This window comes from Caulobacter sp. D5 (genome assembly GCF_003185805.1).
Lineage (GTDB): Bacteria > Pseudomonadota > Alphaproteobacteria > Caulobacterales > Caulobacteraceae > Caulobacter.
Window position 1 is genome coordinate 36,652 of the sequence record NZ_QHJY01000137.1, and the last position, 16,345, is coordinate 52,996.

The window sequence follows — 16,345 nt, forward strand, 5'->3', positions numbered from 1 at the left end:
CGATCCCGACGCTGTAAATTCGCTTTGATCCGGAGCCGATGATGGCTGAGTACGACTTCGACCTCTTCGTCATCGGCGCCGGCTCGGGCGGCGTGCGCGCTGCGCGGCTGGCGGCCCTGTCGGGCGCCAAGGTGGCCGTGGCCGAGGAATACCGGGTCGGCGGCACCTGCGTGGTGCGCGGCTGCGTGCCCAAGAAGTTCATGGTCTACGCCAGCGAGGTCTCCAGCCAGCTGAAGACCGCCAAGGGCTACGGCTGGACGATCGGGCAGGCCAGCTTCGACTGGAAGACCTTCCTGCACGACAAGGACGTCGAAATCGCGCGGCTGTCGGGCATCTACGTCACCAACCTGCGCAAGGCCGGCGCCCACCTGCTGCACGGCAAGGCCCGCATCCTCGACGCCCACACCGTCGAGGTGCTTCCCAAGGAGGGGTCCGAAGGCGACGCCGGCCGCTACACCGCCAGGCGGATCCTGGTGGCCACCGGCGGTCGTCCGGTGCGTCCTGAGTTCGAGGGCGCCGAGCACGGCATCACCTCGGACGAGGCCTTCCACCTGCCGACCCTGCCCAAGCGGGTGCTGGTGGTCGGCGGCGGCTACATCGCCGTCGAGTTCGCCGGCATCTATGCCGGCCTCGGCGTCGAGACCACGCTCTGCTACCGCGGCTCCAACATCCTGCGCGGCTTCGACGACGACGTCCGCGCCCATCTCGCCGACGAGATGGAGAAGCGCGGCGTCAAGGTGGTGCTGGGCTGCTCGCACAAGTCGATCGAGAAGACCGACACGGGCCTCGTCAGCACCTTCAACAACAACCTGACCTTCGAAAGCGACGTCGTGCTCTTCGCCACCGGCCGCGACCCTTATGTCGAGGGCCTGGGCCTCGAGAACGCCGGGGTGAAGCTGAACGACAAGGGCGCCATCGCCGTCGACGCCCATTCGAAGACCAATGTCGACAGCATCTGGGCCGTCGGCGACGTCACCGACCGCATCAACCTGACGCCGGTGGCCATCCGCGAGGGCGCGGCCTTCGCCCAGACCGAGTTCTACGGCAATCCCACGACCTTCGATCACGATCTGGTCGCTTCGGCCGTGTTCTCGCAGCCGCCGATCGGCGCGGTGGGCATGAGCGAGGCGGAGGCCCGCCACGCCTTCGGCAAGGTCGACGTCTACCGCTCGGTCTTCCGTCCGATGAAGGTCACTTTCTACGGCGGCCAGGAGCGGGCGCTGATCAAGCTGGTCGTCCGCCAGGACAGCGAGCAGGTCGTCGGCGTCCACGTGGTCGGCCCCGACGCGCCCGAGATCATCCAGATGGCCGCCATCGCCGTGAAGATGGGCGTGACCAAGCCGCAGTGGGACAGCACCTGCGCCGTCCACCCGACCCTGGCCGAGGAACTGGTGACCATGCGCGAGAAGTACGTCCCGGCCGAGGTGGGCGGCGTATGAACCAGGCGGCCGTGACCGAGAAGCCGACGCCGTGGCTGGGCGGCGTCATGATCTTCCTGTTCGTGATGACGCCGCTGCTGGGCTATCTGGCTCAGCTCGGTTTCGCGCCGCTGCTGTCCCTTGTCGGGCTGCTGGCCCTGCCGGTCGTCGGCCGTCCGCGCGCCCCGATCGCTCCAGCCTTCATCCTGCTGCTGCTGGCCCTGTGGGGCGTGTGGAGCATGGCCTGGAGCCCGGCCGCGCCGCCGCCCGGCTCGCTCAAGGCCTATGGCGACATCGAGAAGCTGACGGCGGCCAAGCTCGTCCTGCAGCTCCTGCTCTATGGCGCCGCGGTCGCCGCGGCGTTCCGCCTGTCGGCCCGTGCGGCCGACCGGGCCACGACCGTCATGGGGTTCGGCGTCTTGGCCCTGGCGGTCGTCGTCGGCCTGGACGCCCTGACCGGCGCCTCGATCTTCCAGCGGTTTCGCGAACTGACCGGCGATCCGGTGCGGCCCGACATAGCCAAGGTGAAGATCAGCATCGGCTGCTACGTGCTGGCGGTGATGTTCTGGCCGGCCGCCGCGGCGCTGGCGCGGCGGGGCAAGGCGGCGGCCGTGCTGCTGCTGCTGGCCGGCGCGGTCGTCACCTCGGTGCTGTCGAGCGCCGACTCCTGTCTGGTCGCGCTCGCGGCCGGACTGCTGACCTGGGCGCTGATCAAGTTCGGCGGCAAGATCGGCGGCCGGGTGCTGACCGTAATCGTGGCCTTGCCGTTCATCCTCGCGCCCATCGCCGTGCTCTGGGCCATCCAGAGCGGCTTCTGGGGCTGGCTGCACGCCCTGGTGCCGCCGTCCTGGGACGCGCGCCTGAACATCTGGGCCTTCGCCGCCGACCACGTGCAGACCCATCCGTTCCGGGGCTGGGGCCTGGACGCCAGCCGCACCTTCGGCGACGCTATCCCGCTGCACACCCACAACGCCCAGCTTCAGCTATGGCTCGAGCTCGGCGCGATCGGCGCGGCCCTAGCCGGCGCCTTCTTCTGCTGGCTGGCCTATGGCGTGGCGCGCACGGCCGAGACGGACCGCGGCGCGGCGGCGACGGCGGGCGCGGCTCTGATCAGCTACCTGGTCATCGGCGCGCTCAGCTTCGGGGTCTGGCAGGAGTGGTGGATCGCCGTCGGCGCCCTGGCCATCATCGCCTGTGTCGCCCTGCGTCGTTCGAGCAGCGAACACAGCGACGAGTTGGTTGAAATTTCCCCGCTGGGCTAAAATATACAGCTTCGCCGCACGATTTTTGCTTTTACCCTCCGGGTGCGCTATCAGCGCTCCCCTTTAGAACGTTTGAGAACATCATGACCGCCCGGTGGACCCCCGCGACCTGGAGAGCCAAACCCGCCAAGCACGTGCCGACGGATTATCCGGACGCCGGCGCTGTCGAGCGGGTCGAGCAGACCCTCCGCCAGATGCCGCCGCTGGTCTTCGCCGGCGAGGCGCGCCGTCTGAAGAGCCTGCTGGGCGACGTGGCCGAGGGCCGGGCCTTCCTGCTGCAGGGCGGCGACTGCGCCGAGAGCTTCAAGGAATTCCACGCCGACAACATCCGCGACACCTTCCGCCTGATCCTGCAGATGGCGGTGGTGCTGACCTTCGCCGGCGGCAAGCCGGTGGTGAAGGTGGGCCGCATCGCCGGCCAGTTCGCCAAGCCGCGCTCCGAGCCGATCGAGACCATCGGCGAGACGACGCTGCCTTCGTACCGCGGCGACATCATCAACGGCATGGACTTCAACGAGGCCGAGCGCGTTCCCGACCCCGATCGCCTGCTGAAGGCCTACGGCCAGTCGGCCGCGACGCTGAACCTGCTGCGCGCCTTCGCCAGCGGCGGCTATGCCGACCTCTACAACATCCACCGCTGGACCCTGGGCTTCGTCGGCGACAGCCCGCAGGGCGCGCGCTACCGCGAACTGTCGGAGAAGATCTCCGAGGCCCTGACCTTCATGTCGGCCGTCGGCGTCACGCCCGACACCCAACCCGACCTGAAGCGCGTGGAGTTCTTCACCAGCCACGAGGCCCTGCTGCTGGGCTTCGAGGAAGCCATGACCCGTGTCGATAGCACCTCGGGCGACTGGTACGACACCAGCGCCCACCTGCTGTGGATCGGCGAGCGCACCCGCCAACTGGACGGCGCCCACATCGAGTTCATGCGCGGCGTGAAGAACCCGATCGGCCTCAAGTGCGGCCCGACCATGGAGGGCGACGACCTTCTGCGGCTGATCGACGTGCTGAACCCCAACAACGAGCCGGGCCGTCTGACCCTCTACGGCCGTTTCGGTTCGGACAAGATCGCCGACCGCCTGCCGCGCCTGATGAAGGCCACCAAGGCCGACGGCCGCGCGGTGGTCTGGGCCACCGACCCGATGCACGGCAACACGCTGAAGGCCTCGACCGGCTACAAGACCCGTCCGTTCGACCGCATCCTCTCCGAAGTGAAGAGCTTCGTGGAAGTGGCCCATTCGGAAGGCGTCCACCCGGGCGGCGTGCACCTCGAGATGACCGGCCAGAACGTCACCGAATGCCTGGGCGGCGCCCGAGCCGTGTCGGAGACCGATCTCGCCGACCGCTACCACACCCACTGCGACCCGCGTCTGAACGGCGAGCAGGCGCTGGAGCTGGCCTTCCTGGTGGCTGAAAAGCTGAAGACCGCCCGCGACGACCAGCGCAAGGCCGCCAACGGCTGAACACAGTTCAAGCTGACCCTAAGGGAAGGCTCGAATCCGAGACCAAAAGGGGCCGCGTGGATCAGTTCCACGCGGCCCTTTCAATAGTGCCCTTACGGCATGCGAGACGATTTCGCCACTGCGAGCGATTGCGTTTCGCAGATGCACACGCAAGACCTTCCAACGACTTGACCGCTAGCCCGGCGCTCTCCAATGGTTGTTTGAAGGGAGTGAATATATGCGTCTGCAGGCCAAGTTGAAGCGGGAGTGGCGGTTCCTCAAGGGGCTGACTCGCACTCTGAAGCGCGTGAACTCGATAGCGCCGGACAGCGACAACCTGATCTGCGACGACCTCGAGGCCGCCGTCGATAAGTGGAAGTCCAGCCCGGCGATCACCTTCGAGGGCAAGACGATCACCTATGGCGAGCTCGACGCCATCGCCAACCGCTACGCCCATTGGGCGAAGGGGCAGGGGATCACGCGGGGCCAGACCGTGGCTCTCTTCATGCCCAACCGCATCGAGTACCTGGCGATCTGGTACGGCCTTTCGAAGGTCGGCGTCGCCACCGCTCTCATCAATAACCAACTGACGGGCGCCGCCCTGGCGCACTGCCTCAACATCTCCCAGGCGCTGCACTGCATCGTCGATCCGGAGACCTCGCCGTGCTTCGAGCAGGTGAAGGACCAGCTGGGCCGTCACATCCAGCAGTGGGTGCTGGGCCCGGTCCACGGCGACCAGCGCGACCTCGTCAATGCGCTGAAGAGCTGCAGCCAGCTGCGTCCCGACCGCGAGACCGCCCGTGGCGGCCTGACCGCCAAGGACACCGCCCTCTACATCTTCACCAGCGGCACCACCGGCCTGCCCAAGGCCGCGCGCATCACCCACATGCGCGCCCAGCTCTACATGCGCGGCTTCGCCGGCTCGACGGACTCGCGGGCCAGCGACCGCATCTACGTCACCCTGCCGCTCTATCACGCCACCGGCGGCCTCTGCGCCATGGGCGCGGGCCTGCTGAACGGCGGCAGCATCGTGCTGCGCAAGAAGTTCTCGGCCACCCACTTCTGGAGCGACATCGTCGCCGAGAAGTGCACCATGTTCGTCTATATCGGCGAGCTGTGCCGCTACCTCGCCAACCAGCCCGAGAACGAGTACGAGCGCGCTCACAAGATCCGCCTGATCTTTGGCAACGGTCTGCGCCCCGACGTCTGGGACGACATGCTCGACCGCTTCAAGGTCGGCGGCGTGCTGGAGTTCTACGGCGCGACCGAGGGCAACGTCTCGCTGTTCAACTTCGACGGCCGCCGCGGCGCCATCGGCCGGGTGCCAGGCTATCTGCGCAAGAAGTTCAACATCCGCATCGTCAAGTTCGACGTCGAGACCGAGACCCCGGTGCGGGGCCCCAACGGCTGCTGCGTCGAGGTCAAGCCCGGCGAGATCGGCGAGTGCATCGGCCACATCGCCAGCGACGCCCGCTCCAACTTCACCGGCTATGCCGACAAGGCCGCCACCGAGAAGAAGGTGCTGCACGACGTCTTCGAAAAGGGCGACGCCTGGTTCCGCACCGGCGACCTGATGCGCCAGGACAGCGACGGCTACATCTACTTCGTCGACCGCATCGGCGACACCTTCCGCTGGAAGGGCGAGAACGTCGCCACCAGCGAGGTCTCCGAGCGCCTGGCGGGCTTCCCGGGCGTCAAGGAGATCAACGTCTACGGCGTGCCGGTGGGCGACCTCGACGGCAAGGCCGGCATGGCCTCGCTGGTCGTCGGTCCCGAGTTCGAGATCGATAACCTGGCCGAATATGTCGACCGCGAGATGCCGGCCTACGCCCGTCCGGTGTTCGTGCGCCTGCAGCCCGAGATCGAGACCACCGGCACCTTCAAGTACCGCAAGATCGATCTGGTCCAGGAAGGCTTCGATCCGGCCAAGATCAAGGATCCGCTGTACTTCCGCGAGCCCGGCAAGGGCTATGTGAAGATCACCAAGGCGGTGCACGCCAAGATCGTCGCGGGCGGATTCAAGCTGTAGCCTTGCCTCCGATCGCCTCCCGCTTGCGTATCTCTTGCGAACGCGAGGGACGGATGCGGGCATGGATCTTCGAATGACGCGCCGGACGGGCCTTGCGACCCTGGCGGCGAGCCTGGCTTCGGCCTGCTCGCCGCTGTCGCTGTTCGCCACCCTGACGCCCAAGGACGCCGCCACGTCTCCTCTGCGCGGGACCGCCTATGGCGCGCATCCGCGCCAGCGGTTGGACGTCTACGCCCCGCCGGGCGGGATCCAGGGCGCGCCGGTGCTGGTGTTCTTCTACGGCGGCGGCTGGAACTCCGGCCGGCGCGCGGAATACGGCTGGGTCGGACGGGCGCTGGCGGCCCAGGGCTTCCTCGTCGTCGTGCCCGACTACCGGCTCTATCCCGAGGTGCGGTTCCCGAGCTTCCTGGAGGACGCGGCCCTGGCCGTGCGCTGGACCGTCGATCACGCCGCCGGCCTTGGCGGGGATCCGTCCCGCCTGCTGTTCGCCGGCCATTCGGCCGGAGCCTATATCGCCGCCATGCTGGCGCTGGACGCCCGGTACCTTCGAGCCGCCGGCGTCGATCCCGGCGCGGTGAAGGCCTTCGCGGGCCTTTCGGGGCCTTACGCCTTCCTGCCGCTGGACGGCGAGATCTCCACCCGCACCTTCGGCGGCGCGCCCGACCTGTTGGCCACCCAGCCGATCAGCTTCGTCCGCGCCGACGCGCCGGCCGCCTTCCTGGCCACCGGCGAGGCCGACACCACCGTGCGCCCGCGCAACACCCGCAAGCTGGCCAAGGCCCTGCGTGAGGCCGGGGTCATCGTGGAAGAGCAGGTCTATCCCGGCCTCGACCACGCGGCCCCGCTGCTGGCCCTGTCGCGGCCGTTGCGGAACAAGGCGCCGGTGCTGGCGGGAATGGCGGCGTTCCTGAAGGCCGCGGCGGCCTGAACTTCCGCCATGTCCGGCGCAGCCATCCACCGCGCCGTGCTGCGCTGCGATTGAACGCGCGGCCCATCCTGTCTATATGGCCGTGACTGAACGCGGGTCATGTGTGTGGCGACCTCGCGAAATCCCAGTGACTCAAAGAGATAAGAAGGGGCGTCGCCATGCTTCTGACCATGATGAAGGCCAAGCTGCACCGCGCCACGGTGACCCAGGCCGACCTCGACTACGAAGGTTCGATCGCCATCGATCGCGACCTGCTGGACGCCTCGGGCATCCTGCCCAACGAACAGGTCGACGTGCTCAACATCACCACCGGCGCGCGCTTCACCACCTACGCCATCGAGGCCCCCCGCGGCTCGAAGGTGATCGGCGTCAACGGCGCCGCCGCCCGCCTGGTGCAGAAGAACGACACCGTCATCGTCGTCACCTACTGCCAGATGCCGGCCGAAGAGGCGCGCAACTACGCCCCGACCGTCGTGCTGCTCGACGAAGGCAACCTGATCAAGAAGGCCGCCTGATGCGGTCCGGCGCCGTCCTGGTTCTCCTGGCCGGCGCCCTGGCGCTCGCCGGCTGCGCCCCGAAACTGCCCAAGGGCGTCGACGAGGACGCCCTGACCCAGTACGTCGGCCGCGCCATCGGCTCGGCCTCGCCCTGCGTGCTGGTCGCCGACGCCAGGGGCAAGACCGTCTGGACCGGCGGCGGCTACGTCACCTGCGCCCGCAACCTGCCGACCTGCGAAGGCAAGGTGACGACGGCGCAAGAGGTTCTGAAGGCCAATCTGTCCGGCGAGGCCCGCTTCCTCAGTTGCGACAGCGCCGGCGCCAACACCGTCGGCTGGGCCATGGGCCCGGTCCCGGCCGGCAAGGGCCGCCAGCCCTCCGGCCTGCGCTATCTCGCCGTCATGGAGGGCGAGCGCGCCCTGCCGGGCATCGAGATCCAGGACCGCGTCGAACGGGCCTTCGTCCGCGCTGGCTTCTGACCAGCGCGGACTTGGCGTTCGCCTACTGGCGCGCCTCGTAGGTCGCGCTGACCTCGATCCGCACCTTCAGTTCGCCGCCCGAGATCGCCGTGGAATCGGCCATCTCGCGCTTGGCCATGGCGAACATCGGCGCGGGCTGCGGGGAGGGGGTGTAGCCGCCGGCCTCGTTCAGGCTGACCAGGCGCACGACCTTGTAGCCGGTGGCCCGGGCGTAGAGGTCGGACTTGGCCTTCAGGGCCTCCACCGCCTTCACGCGCGCGGCGTCCTCGGCCTTCTGCGGGTCCTGCAGGCCGAAGCTGACGCCGCCCACCGTGTTGGCCCCGGCCGAGGCGGCCGCGTCGATCGTCTGGCCCAGCTTGGAAAGGTCGCGCGCCAGGATCGTCACCTGGTTGCTGGCCTGGTAGCCGGTCAGGCGCGGCGGCTGGTTCTGCTCGTAGACGTACTGCGGATTGACGTTGAGGTTCGAGGTCTGGATGTCGCGCTCGGCGACCCCGGCCTTCTTCAGCGCCGCGAGCACCTTGTTCATCGCCGTCCCGTTGGCCGACAGGGCCGCCTGGGCGCTGGCGCCTTCGGTCTGCACGCCCAGGGTGATGGTCGCCATGTCCGGCGCGATCACGGTCTCGCCCGCGGCCGACAGGTTGAAGGTGGTGGCGCGGAACGCCGCGTCGTTGGCGCTCTGGGCGCTCGCGGGCAGGGCCGACAGGGCCAGGGCGGCGGCGCCAAAGGAGGCTATGGCCAGGGCGGTCGTGCGGGTGCGGGTCATGCTCGTTCTCCAGCGAAGGGCAGGACGCCACAGTGCGTCGCCCCTCGGTTGGTTCCCGTGTCGCAAACTCAACCTGAACCGCACCTTTAAGCCGCGTGCAGCCCATGCTAATCGACCCGTCCTCGCCCGCGCCGACTCTACTGTTCCGCGCGGTCCCTGGGGGCCTGTAGCTCAATGGTTAGAGCCGACCGCTCATAACGGTCTGGTTGGGGGTTCGAGTCCCTCCGGGCCTACCACTCTTCTTCCAGCATGGACGCCCTGCGGCGATCGGCCGGAGACCGGGGCGGCGGCCCGGCGGTCGATAGGGGCATCGTGGATTTCACGTGGTCGGCGACCAGCCGTCGGTGCGCGCGAAGGAAGCGACGACCGCGGCCGGTCAGCGCCGCCTGGGTGCTCCAGCCGCCGCCGGCGCTTGCCAGGCCCAGTTCCAGAGCCTGTTCCCAGCACGGATCGTCCAGGAGCTGGTCGTCTTCGGCCACCACGCCGCCGCGGTTCGCCAGCAGGGTCAGAAAAGTCGCGAGATCGGGCTCATAGGCGGGCGGCGTTTTTCGGCGTCCGGCCCAAAGACCAAGAGTGAGCAAGAGAATGAAGAGCAGGCCAAAGCCCGCCGCTGGCAGTATCGACACCTTCGCCCCCCGGCAGGTTCACACGCAGTTCAGCGCATCGCACACCCTAGAGTCAAGCGATCGCATTAACTAAACCCTTGCGGTTGCGATGCGCCTGTCGAGTGTCGTTCACGTAGCAATCCGGGGCGGGGCGAGCGCCTTCAGCTGTGGCTGCCCAGGTACTTGCGCACTTCCTCGGCCGACACGCCGGCGTGCTCGACGGCCGTGTGGAGCTGTTCCTCGCTGACGCCCAGGGTTTCGGTCCAGTAGCGGACGGTGCGGGGCTCCTCGAGATCGACGGAGTCGCGGTCGGCGGCGGCCGCGCTTTCCTCGGGCTGCTCGGAAGGATCGGGCTTGCGAGCGGGCGGAATGATTTTGGTCGGATCGGCGTCGGGCATGGCGGGCCTCCTGTGACTAGGAAGCCGTAGCGCGGCCGTACGTTCCCTCTCCGGGGACCGCCGCCTCGCCCGCGGGGGGCGGGGAGGGCGAAGCGGCGGTCGGGCGGCCGTCTTTGGGGGAGAGGCGAGGCCGCGAGGAGCGGTCGGCGCCGCGGTGAAGCGCCCGACCAACGCCGTCATGCTGCCGGTCGAGCGGCGTCAGGGATTGGAGGCCGTCGCCGGCTTTTGTCGAAAGCCGGCGCGTCCGTCGCCGGGCTGGGCCCGAGACCCCGGTTTTTCCACCGTCGGCGAGGTGCGACATGTTGCCTCTGCGACGGGTCCGGACTTTGCGGAAAAGGGCGAAATTCCGTTGCCGCGGCTCAGCTTGCGTAACGAGGGTCGGAAACCGACGTTTTCCTTACTGACTCAATCTTTCCGGGTCCCAAAAGTGGACTTACCGCCACTTTCGATAGAGGCGTGTATCGGAATTCCCCGCTCAGGCGAGTGAACCTGTGTGGCGGGCCGTCGCAGCCCACCCCTAATACGCGTTAATCACTCGGCAATGGCGAGCGCAGCAAGTCTTACGCGAGTGAAAACCTGTTCGAATTTCCAGAAGGGGCGGCCGGACATGAAAAAAATAGCGACTTCAGTTTTCGTCATTGGAACCCTGGCGGTCATGGCGATGTCTGGTTCGGCGACCGCTGCGACGGCGTCGAGTTCCTTTCAGGTCAACTTGACCATCCAGGGCGAATGCAAGGTGCAGTCGGCCTCTAATGTGAGTTTCGGCTCGCGCGGCGTCATCGACGCCAATATCGATACTACCAGCACCATCGGCGTGCAGTGCACCAACTCCACCCCCTACACCGTCGCCCTGAGCGCCGGGGCGGGCACGGGGGCCACGGTGGCCGCGCGCAAGATGACCAGCGCCGCCAACGACACGGTCAGCTACGCCCTCTACCGCGACGCGAGCCGCACCCAGGTCTGGGGCGTCACCCAGAACGTCGACACCCAGGCCGGCACCGGCAACGGCGCCGTGCAGTCCTACACCGCCTATGGCCGCGTCGCGGCCCAGTCCACCCCGGCCGAGGGCGCCTACAGCGACCTCGTCGCGGTGACGATCACCTACTGACATGCGCGCGGTCGCTCTCCTGGCCGGTCTGGCCCTGGCCGCGCTTGGCGGCGCTCAAGCGACCGCCGCGTCGCTGCGCGTCAGCCCGGTGAGCCTGGACCTGCCCGCCGGCCAGAACGCGACCACCCTGACGCTGCAGAACGACGACACCGCGGCGCTGAACGTCCAGATCCGGGTCTTCCGCTGGACCCAGGCCAACGGCCGCGACGTGCTGGTGCCCGCCACCGGCGTCGTCGTCAGCCCGCCGATCGCCAAGGTCGATCCGGGCGCCAGCCGCACGGTGCGGGTGGTGCGGCTCGACGGGCGCCCGCCGGAAGGCGAGGAGTCCTACCGCCTCATCGTCGACGAACTGCCGCCGCCGCTCAGCGACACCGGCCGGCAGGTCACGCTGCTGATGCGCCATTCCATCCCTCTCTTCTTCGGTTCCGGTCGCGAGCGGCCCAAGATCGAGTGGCACCTGCGGCCGTCCGAGGACGGCGGCGCGGCCCTCGTCGGGCGCAACACCGGAACCCGTCGCCTGCGCCTGGCCAACCTGCGCATCGGCGACGCCAGCGGCGCGGTCCTTGCCGAACGCAAGGGCCTTGTGGGTTATGTCCTGCCCGGAGCGGAAGTCTCCTGGCCCGCGGGGGCGTTCCAGCCCGCCGCCGGCGTGCGGCTGATCGCCGACACCGACACCGGGCCAATCGATGCGCCGCTCAAGAGCGACTGAAGCGGTCGCCCTCAGCCTCGCCTTCGCCGCCTTGGGAACCTCGGCGTCCGCTCAGGACCTGCCGCTGCCGGATCTGAAGGCTGTCGAGACGATGCGCGAAGACCTTCAGCTGGAAGTCTGGATCAACGGGCGCAACACCGGCCTGGTGGCCGCCGTCGCGCGCGAGGCCGACGGCCGCCTGGAGATGCGAGCCGACGAGATGCGGGCCGTGGGCCTGTCCGCCGGCGGCGTCGGGCTGGTCGACCTCTCCGCGCTCCGCGGGCTGTCGGCGGCCTATGACGACGTCGGCCAGCGGCTGATGGTCAATGCCGACATCGACCTGCTCGCCGTTCAGCGCTTCAACCTGGCCGCCAATCGCGATGCGGCCGGGGCGCCGCGCCAGGACCTGGGCGCGGTGCTCAACTACGTGTTCTCCGCCGACGGGGGACAGGTCGACGACAACGACGACCTGGGCGTGCAGTCGCTGGGCCTGGCGCTCGACGGCCGCGTCTTCGGCCGCTTTGGAACCCTCTCCAGCAGCGTGGCGGCCAGCCGTGTCGGCGACACGGGACGGATCGTGCGGCTCGACACGACGTGGTCCTGGTTCGAGCCTCGGCGGATGATGGGGCTGAAGGCCGGCGACTACATCAATGGCGGCTTTGCCTGGACCCGCCCGATCCGGATGGCCGGCTTCCAGCTGCGGCGCGACTTCGCCACCCGCCCCGACATCGTCACCATGCCGTCGCCGCGCCTGGCGACCACCGCCGCCGCGCCCTCGACGCTGGAACTCTATGTCAACGACACCCGGATCCTCAGCCGGCCGGTGGGCGCGGGCCCGATCGAGATCGACGGCCTGCCGCCGGGCCAGGGCTACAGCGACGTGCGCCTGGTCCTGAACGACGCGGCCGGCCGGCAGGTGGCCGTCAGCGCGCCGTTCTTCGCCACGCCCCTGCTGCTGCGCAAGGGCCTGGCCGACTTCTCGGCCGAGGCGGGCTTCGCCCGCCGCGGCTTCGGCGTCGAGTCCGGCGACTACGCCGGCTCGCCCATCGCCTCGGCCAGCCTGCGCTACGGCGTGCTCGACGCCCTGACGGTGGAAGGCCATGTCGAGGCCGGCGCGGGCCTGATCCAGGGCGGCGGCGGCCTGACGGCCCAGGTCGGCGGCCTGGGCGTGGTGTCGGGTTCGTTCGCCGCCAGCCGGACCGACGACCAGAGCGGCGCGCTGGCGGCCGTGGTCTTCGACAGCCGCTTCGCCGGCTTCTACCTGTCGGGCATGAGCATGCGGGCCTCGGCCGGCTATCGCGACCTGGCCGCCGTCACCTCGCGCCCCTCGTTCTACCGCAACTGGAAGATGGGCGGCGACGAGCCGCCGCGCGCCATCGACCAGTTCACCGTCTCGACGCCCCTGCGGCTGGCCCTGCTGATGCGCAAGGGCGAAGCGCCGGTGGCCAGCGCCTCCTACAGCGCCCAGACCGCCGCCGCCGGCCTGCGTCGACAGGTGTGGAGCGGATCCTTGCGCCATACCTTCGGCGAGCGCCTGACGGCCTACCTCACCGGCTATGTCAGCCGGGGAGAACAGCGCGACACCGGCGCCTTCCTGGGCCTGTCGGTGCCGCTGGGCTCGCGCAGTTCCTCGTCGGCCGGCGTGCAGGTCCAGGGCGGCGACACCACGGCCTTCGTCGAGGCCAGCCGGGCCGAGACCCAGGCCGACGGAACCTATGGCTGGCGGGCCCGCATCGAGCAGGGCGCCCACCAGGGCTTCGAGGGGCAGGCGGCCTATCGCGGCCGCAACGCCCGCGTCTCGGCGGCCGCCCAGTACGCCGACGGCGCGGTGCGCGGCCAGCTGCAGGTCGACGGCGCGGTGGCCTGGCTCGGCGGCGTCGCGGCGACCACCAACCGGCTCGAGGGCTCGTTCGCCCTGGTCGAGGTCGGCGCCCCCGACGTGCCGGTGCTCTATCAGAACCAGAAGGTCGGCCGCAGCGACCGCAACGGCCGCCTGCTGGTGCGCAATCTCGAGGCCTTCGACGTCAACCGCCTGTCGATCGACAGCCAGGACCTGCCGCTGGAACTGGAAGCCGCCCAGACCGAGCGCAGCGTGGTCCCTATGGCCAACGGCGGCGCGATCGTCCGCTTCGGCGTCGGCAAGAGCCCGCCGGCCGTGCTGCTGACCCTGCGCCGCCCGGACGGAAGCTTCGTGCCGCCCGGCGCCGAAGTGATCCGCGCGGGCGTCGCCGAGCGGGTCATCGTCGGCTATGACGGCCAGGCGTTCCTGACCGGGGTGAGCGAAGACGCCGACCTGCGCGTTGTCGTCGAGGATGGAAACGAATGCTTCGCGCGCCTGGTGATCGGCGCCGCCAGCGAGGGAGGCCGGCATGTGGTCGACGCCGTCTGTCGTTAGCCTCTGGCGGGCGCGCCTCGTCGCCCTGACCGGCCTGCTGGTCGCCGCCTTCGTCTGGTTCGGCGCGCCGTCCTCGGCTAACGCCGCCGCCAGTTGCACGGCCTCGGTCACCAGCGTCAATCTGGGCTCGACCCTCAGCCCGCTGACGGCGGGGACGGTGGACGCCACGGCCAACCTGAACTTCAGCTGCACGGGCCTGGGCTCGCTGCTCTCCTACACCCTGTGCCCCAATCTCGACGCGGGCTCGGGCGGCTCGAACGGCTCGGGCGGGCGCTATCTGGTCGGGCCCGGCGGGGCGACCGTGGCGTTCCAGGTCTATCAGGACGCCGGCCGCACCCAGCCCTGGGGATCCTCGTCCCTGCTGGTGTTCGGCACGGTGCCGACCATCACCGCCAGTCCTGGCACAGGCACCTCGATCAACGTCAACCAGACCGTCTATCTGCGGCTGACGACCACGACCACGACCGTTCCCGGCGCCTATTCGACCAGCTTTTCTGGGCAGAACTTCTTCTGGGGCCTGAACCTGCTGAGCTGCGCGGGGGTGACGATCGGCTATGCGGTCGTGCCGGCGACCTTCACCTACAGCGCCACCCTGATCCCCGACTGCACGATCTCGACCGGCAATCTCGGCTTCGGAAACGCCGGCGTGCTCAGCGCCGTCAAGGACGCCCAGAGCGCCATGTCGGTGACCTGCACCAAGGACACCCCGTACGCCATCGGGCTGGACAACGGCCAGCAGGGAACTTCGGCCACGGCGCGGCGGATGAAGGCGGGAACCGAGTACGTCACCTACGGCATCTATCAGGACGCGGCGCGCACCTCGCCCTGGGGATCGACGGCCGGCCAGACAGCGGGGGGCACCGGCACGGGCGGCGCCCAGCCGCTGACGCTCTATGGCCGCGTGCCGGCCCAGACCACGCCGGCGCCCGCGACCTATGGCGACCAGGTGGTGGCGACGGTCACCTACTGATCAGGCTCTCAGCCAGATCCCACGCGAAAGCCTCGCCCTCGAAGCAGTCCGCGCCCCGCCCGATGGCCTCGATCGCCGCCGACATCCGCCCGTCACGATCCAGCGCCGCATCGGCCAGGGCGACCATCAGCCGATTGGGCGTGGCTGACGGCGACAGGCGCCGCAGGGTCTTGGCCAGCTCAGCCTCGTCGCGGTCCGGGCGTCGGGCGCAGGCCAGGATGAATGCGGCGGCCGTCGATCGGCTGACGCCGGCGTAGCAATGCAGCAGCAGCGGCCGCTCGCCGGTCCAGCCCTCGGCGAAGGCCAGCAGGGCGGCGATGGTGTCCGCGCTGGGCGCGATCAGGTCGGCCCGCGGCTCGGCGATGTCGTGAAACGCCAGATGCAGCCGCTCCACGTCCTCGACCGGCGGCGGCTCGGCGGCGGGCGACAACAGGCTGACGAGGTGCGAGGGACGATGCGCCGCCAGATGCTCGTCCAGCCGGCTGAGCGGGCAGACGGCCAGGATCACGCCAGCACCGCCGCCAGGCCCAGCAGCGCGCCCAGCTCGGCGACCTGCTCGATCCCGCCCAGCACGTCGCCGACATAGCCGCCGATCAGCCGCCGGGAGAGCAGGGCCAGGGCGATGGCAAGGACGGCCGCCAGCGCCAGGCCAGCCAGGGCGGCGAGGGGCGGGACCAGCAGCAGCGGCCACAGGCCCAGCGCGGCGGCGGCCAGCACCTCCACCGGCTTCACCCCGTCCGGTGCGGGCTTGTACTTGGCGTCGGCGCGGTCGCTGACGTGGGGCAGGGCGGCCATGGCGACGACGGCGGCGACGCGTCCAACGCCGTGGGCGGCCAGCAGGGCCAGGGCGGCGTTCAGGGGCGTCAGCGTCGCCAGGGTCGCGGCCTTGGCGCCCAGCACCACGACCAGGGCCAGGACGCCGTAGGTCCCGACCCGGCTGTCCTTCATGATCTCCAGCCGCCGCTCGCGGGTCTGGCCGCCGCCCAGGCCGTCGGCGGTGTCGGCCAGGCCGTCTTCGTGGAAACCGCCGGTCAGCAGGAAGCCGGCGCCCAGGGCCAGGATCGCCGGAACCCAGCCGCTCCAGACCTGGCTGGCGCCCAGCAGCACCAGCGCGCAGATCCCGCCGACCAGCAGCCCGACCAGCGGAAAGTAGCGGGCCGAGCGGGTGATCCAGTCGGGCTCGAACCCGCGCAGGGGCGGGGTGGGCAGGCGGGTCAGGAACTGCACCGCGCAGAGCAGAAGCTGGACCTGCCGGCCGATCATCCCAGCACGTCGGCGAGGTCGGCGACCTCGTTCAGCAGGTTGGCGGCCGCCGCCAGCAGGGGCGCAGCCAGCGCCGCGCCGGTGCCTTCGCCCAGCCGCA

At 69.6% G+C, this 16,345-nt stretch carries 17 protein-coding genes and 1 tRNA gene; 12 read left to right on the forward strand and 6 right to left on the reverse strand.

The features are described 5' to 3' along the window. Positions 1 to 41: 41 nt before the first annotated feature. The 7 genes from gor (at position 42) to DMC18_RS10060 (ending at position 8,055) form a co-directional block, all read left to right on the forward strand. Positions 42 to 1,439, forward strand: coding sequence for a glutathione-disulfide reductase (gene gor / locus DMC18_RS10030; RefSeq protein WP_110118552.1), 1,398 nt, complete (start codon positions 42 to 44; stop codon positions 1,437 to 1,439). Continuing rightward, on the forward strand, positions 1,436 to 2,680 hold the full coding sequence (locus DMC18_RS10035) for an O-antigen ligase (RefSeq protein WP_110118540.1): 1,245 nt from the start codon (positions 1,436 to 1,438) through the stop codon (positions 2,678 to 2,680). The genes gor and DMC18_RS10035 overlap by 4 nt, the downstream gene beginning before the upstream one ends. An 83-nt stretch (positions 2,681 to 2,763) precedes the next feature. Continuing rightward, positions 2,764 to 4,143 carry a class II 3-deoxy-7-phosphoheptulonate synthase gene (locus DMC18_RS10040; protein WP_110118541.1) on the forward strand — a complete coding sequence of 460 codons (1,380 nt, stop codon included), beginning with the start codon at positions 2,764 to 2,766 and terminating at the stop codon, positions 4,141 to 4,143. 217 nt (positions 4,144 to 4,360) lie between these two features. Further along, positions 4,361 to 6,151 carry a long-chain-acyl-CoA synthetase gene (locus tag DMC18_RS10045; protein ID WP_110118542.1) on the forward strand — a complete coding sequence of 597 codons (1,791 nt, stop codon included), beginning with the start codon at positions 4,361 to 4,363 and terminating at the stop codon, positions 6,149 to 6,151. A 73-nt stretch (positions 6,152 to 6,224) separates the two neighbouring features. Then, positions 6,225 to 7,079, forward strand: a complete 855-nt coding sequence (locus DMC18_RS10050; RefSeq protein WP_110118543.1) for an alpha/beta hydrolase — start codon at positions 6,225 to 6,227, stop codon at positions 7,077 to 7,079. Positions 7,080 to 7,237: 158 nt separating this feature from the next. Then, positions 7,238 to 7,594 (forward strand): aspartate 1-decarboxylase, encoded by a 357-nt coding sequence (gene panD / locus DMC18_RS10055; protein WP_110118544.1) that lies wholly within the window; start codon positions 7,238 to 7,240, stop codon positions 7,592 to 7,594. Next, positions 7,594 to 8,055: a hypothetical protein gene (locus DMC18_RS10060; RefSeq protein ID WP_110132910.1), complete on the forward strand. Its 462-nt coding sequence runs from the start codon at positions 7,594 to 7,596 to the stop codon at positions 8,053 to 8,055. The genes panD and DMC18_RS10060 overlap by 1 nt, the downstream gene beginning before the upstream one ends. A gap of 22 nt (positions 8,056 to 8,077) precedes the next feature. Here DMC18_RS10060 and DMC18_RS10065 read toward each other — a convergent pair whose 3' ends face one another. Continuing rightward, positions 8,078 to 8,818, reverse strand: a complete 741-nt coding sequence (locus DMC18_RS10065; protein WP_110118546.1) for an SIMPL domain-containing protein — start codon at positions 8,816 to 8,818, stop codon at positions 8,078 to 8,080. 160 nt (positions 8,819 to 8,978) lie between these two features. Between DMC18_RS10065 and DMC18_RS10070 the strand changes: the two genes are divergently transcribed. Continuing rightward, positions 8,979 to 9,054: transfer RNA gene (locus tag DMC18_RS10070), tRNA-Ile, on the forward strand. Here DMC18_RS10070 and DMC18_RS25620 read toward each other — a convergent pair. Both DMC18_RS25620 and DMC18_RS10080 read right to left on the reverse strand, forming a co-directional pair. Next, positions 9,049 to 9,444 (reverse strand): hypothetical protein, encoded by a 396-nt coding sequence (locus DMC18_RS25620; RefSeq protein ID WP_146218032.1) that lies wholly within the window; start codon positions 9,442 to 9,444, stop codon positions 9,049 to 9,051. The genes DMC18_RS10070 and DMC18_RS25620 overlap by 6 nt on opposite strands. A gap of 140 nt (positions 9,445 to 9,584) precedes the next feature. Further along, on the reverse strand, positions 9,585 to 9,821 hold the full coding sequence (locus DMC18_RS10080; RefSeq protein ID WP_110118548.1) for a DUF3606 domain-containing protein: 237 nt from the start codon (positions 9,819 to 9,821) through the stop codon (positions 9,585 to 9,587). Positions 9,822 to 10,482: 661 nt separating this feature from the next. Between DMC18_RS10080 and DMC18_RS10085 the strand changes: the two genes are divergently transcribed. From DMC18_RS10085 to DMC18_RS10100, 4 genes are read left to right on the forward strand one after another with little or no spacing between them, the layout of a single operon-like run. Next, positions 10,483 to 10,929, forward strand: a complete 447-nt coding sequence (locus tag DMC18_RS10085) for a spore coat U domain-containing protein (RefSeq protein WP_255580321.1) — start codon at positions 10,483 to 10,485, stop codon at positions 10,927 to 10,929. A 1-nt stretch (position 10,930) separates the two neighbouring features. Continuing rightward, positions 10,931 to 11,638, forward strand: coding sequence for a molecular chaperone (locus DMC18_RS10090; RefSeq protein WP_110118550.1), 708 nt, complete (start codon positions 10,931 to 10,933; stop codon positions 11,636 to 11,638). Further along, positions 11,616 to 14,012 (forward strand): fimbria/pilus outer membrane usher protein, encoded by a 2,397-nt coding sequence (locus DMC18_RS10095; RefSeq protein ID WP_146218033.1) that lies wholly within the window; start codon positions 11,616 to 11,618, stop codon positions 14,010 to 14,012. Before DMC18_RS10090 ends, DMC18_RS10095 begins: the two co-directional genes overlap by 23 nt. Next, positions 13,987 to 14,982: a spore coat U domain-containing protein gene (locus DMC18_RS10100; RefSeq protein ID WP_110118553.1), complete on the forward strand. Its 996-nt coding sequence runs from the start codon at positions 13,987 to 13,989 to the stop codon at positions 14,980 to 14,982. The genes DMC18_RS10095 and DMC18_RS10100 overlap by 26 nt, the downstream gene beginning before the upstream one ends. Here DMC18_RS10100 and DMC18_RS10105 read toward each other — a convergent pair. Genes DMC18_RS10105 through DMC18_RS27285 form a run of 3 tightly spaced genes read right to left on the reverse strand, consistent with a single transcriptional unit; the run spans position 14,972 to position 16,340 of the window. Continuing rightward, complete coding sequence (locus tag DMC18_RS10105) at positions 14,972 to 15,490, reverse strand: tyrosine phosphatase family protein (RefSeq protein WP_110118554.1); 519 nt, start codon at positions 15,488 to 15,490, stop codon at positions 14,972 to 14,974. The genes DMC18_RS10100 and DMC18_RS10105 overlap by 11 nt on opposite strands. Then, positions 15,487 to 16,245, reverse strand: coding sequence for an adenosylcobinamide-GDP ribazoletransferase (gene cobS, locus DMC18_RS10110; protein WP_233248112.1), 759 nt, complete (start codon positions 16,243 to 16,245; stop codon positions 15,487 to 15,489). Before cobS ends, DMC18_RS10105 begins: the two co-directional genes overlap by 4 nt. Continuing rightward, entirely contained in the window at positions 16,242 to 16,340 is a 99-nt protein-coding gene (locus tag DMC18_RS27285; protein ID WP_255580322.1) for a nicotinate-nucleotide--dimethylbenzimidazole phosphoribosyltransferase, read from the reverse strand. Before DMC18_RS27285 ends, cobS begins: the two co-directional genes overlap by 4 nt. Positions 16,341 to 16,345: the final 5 nt, after the last annotated feature.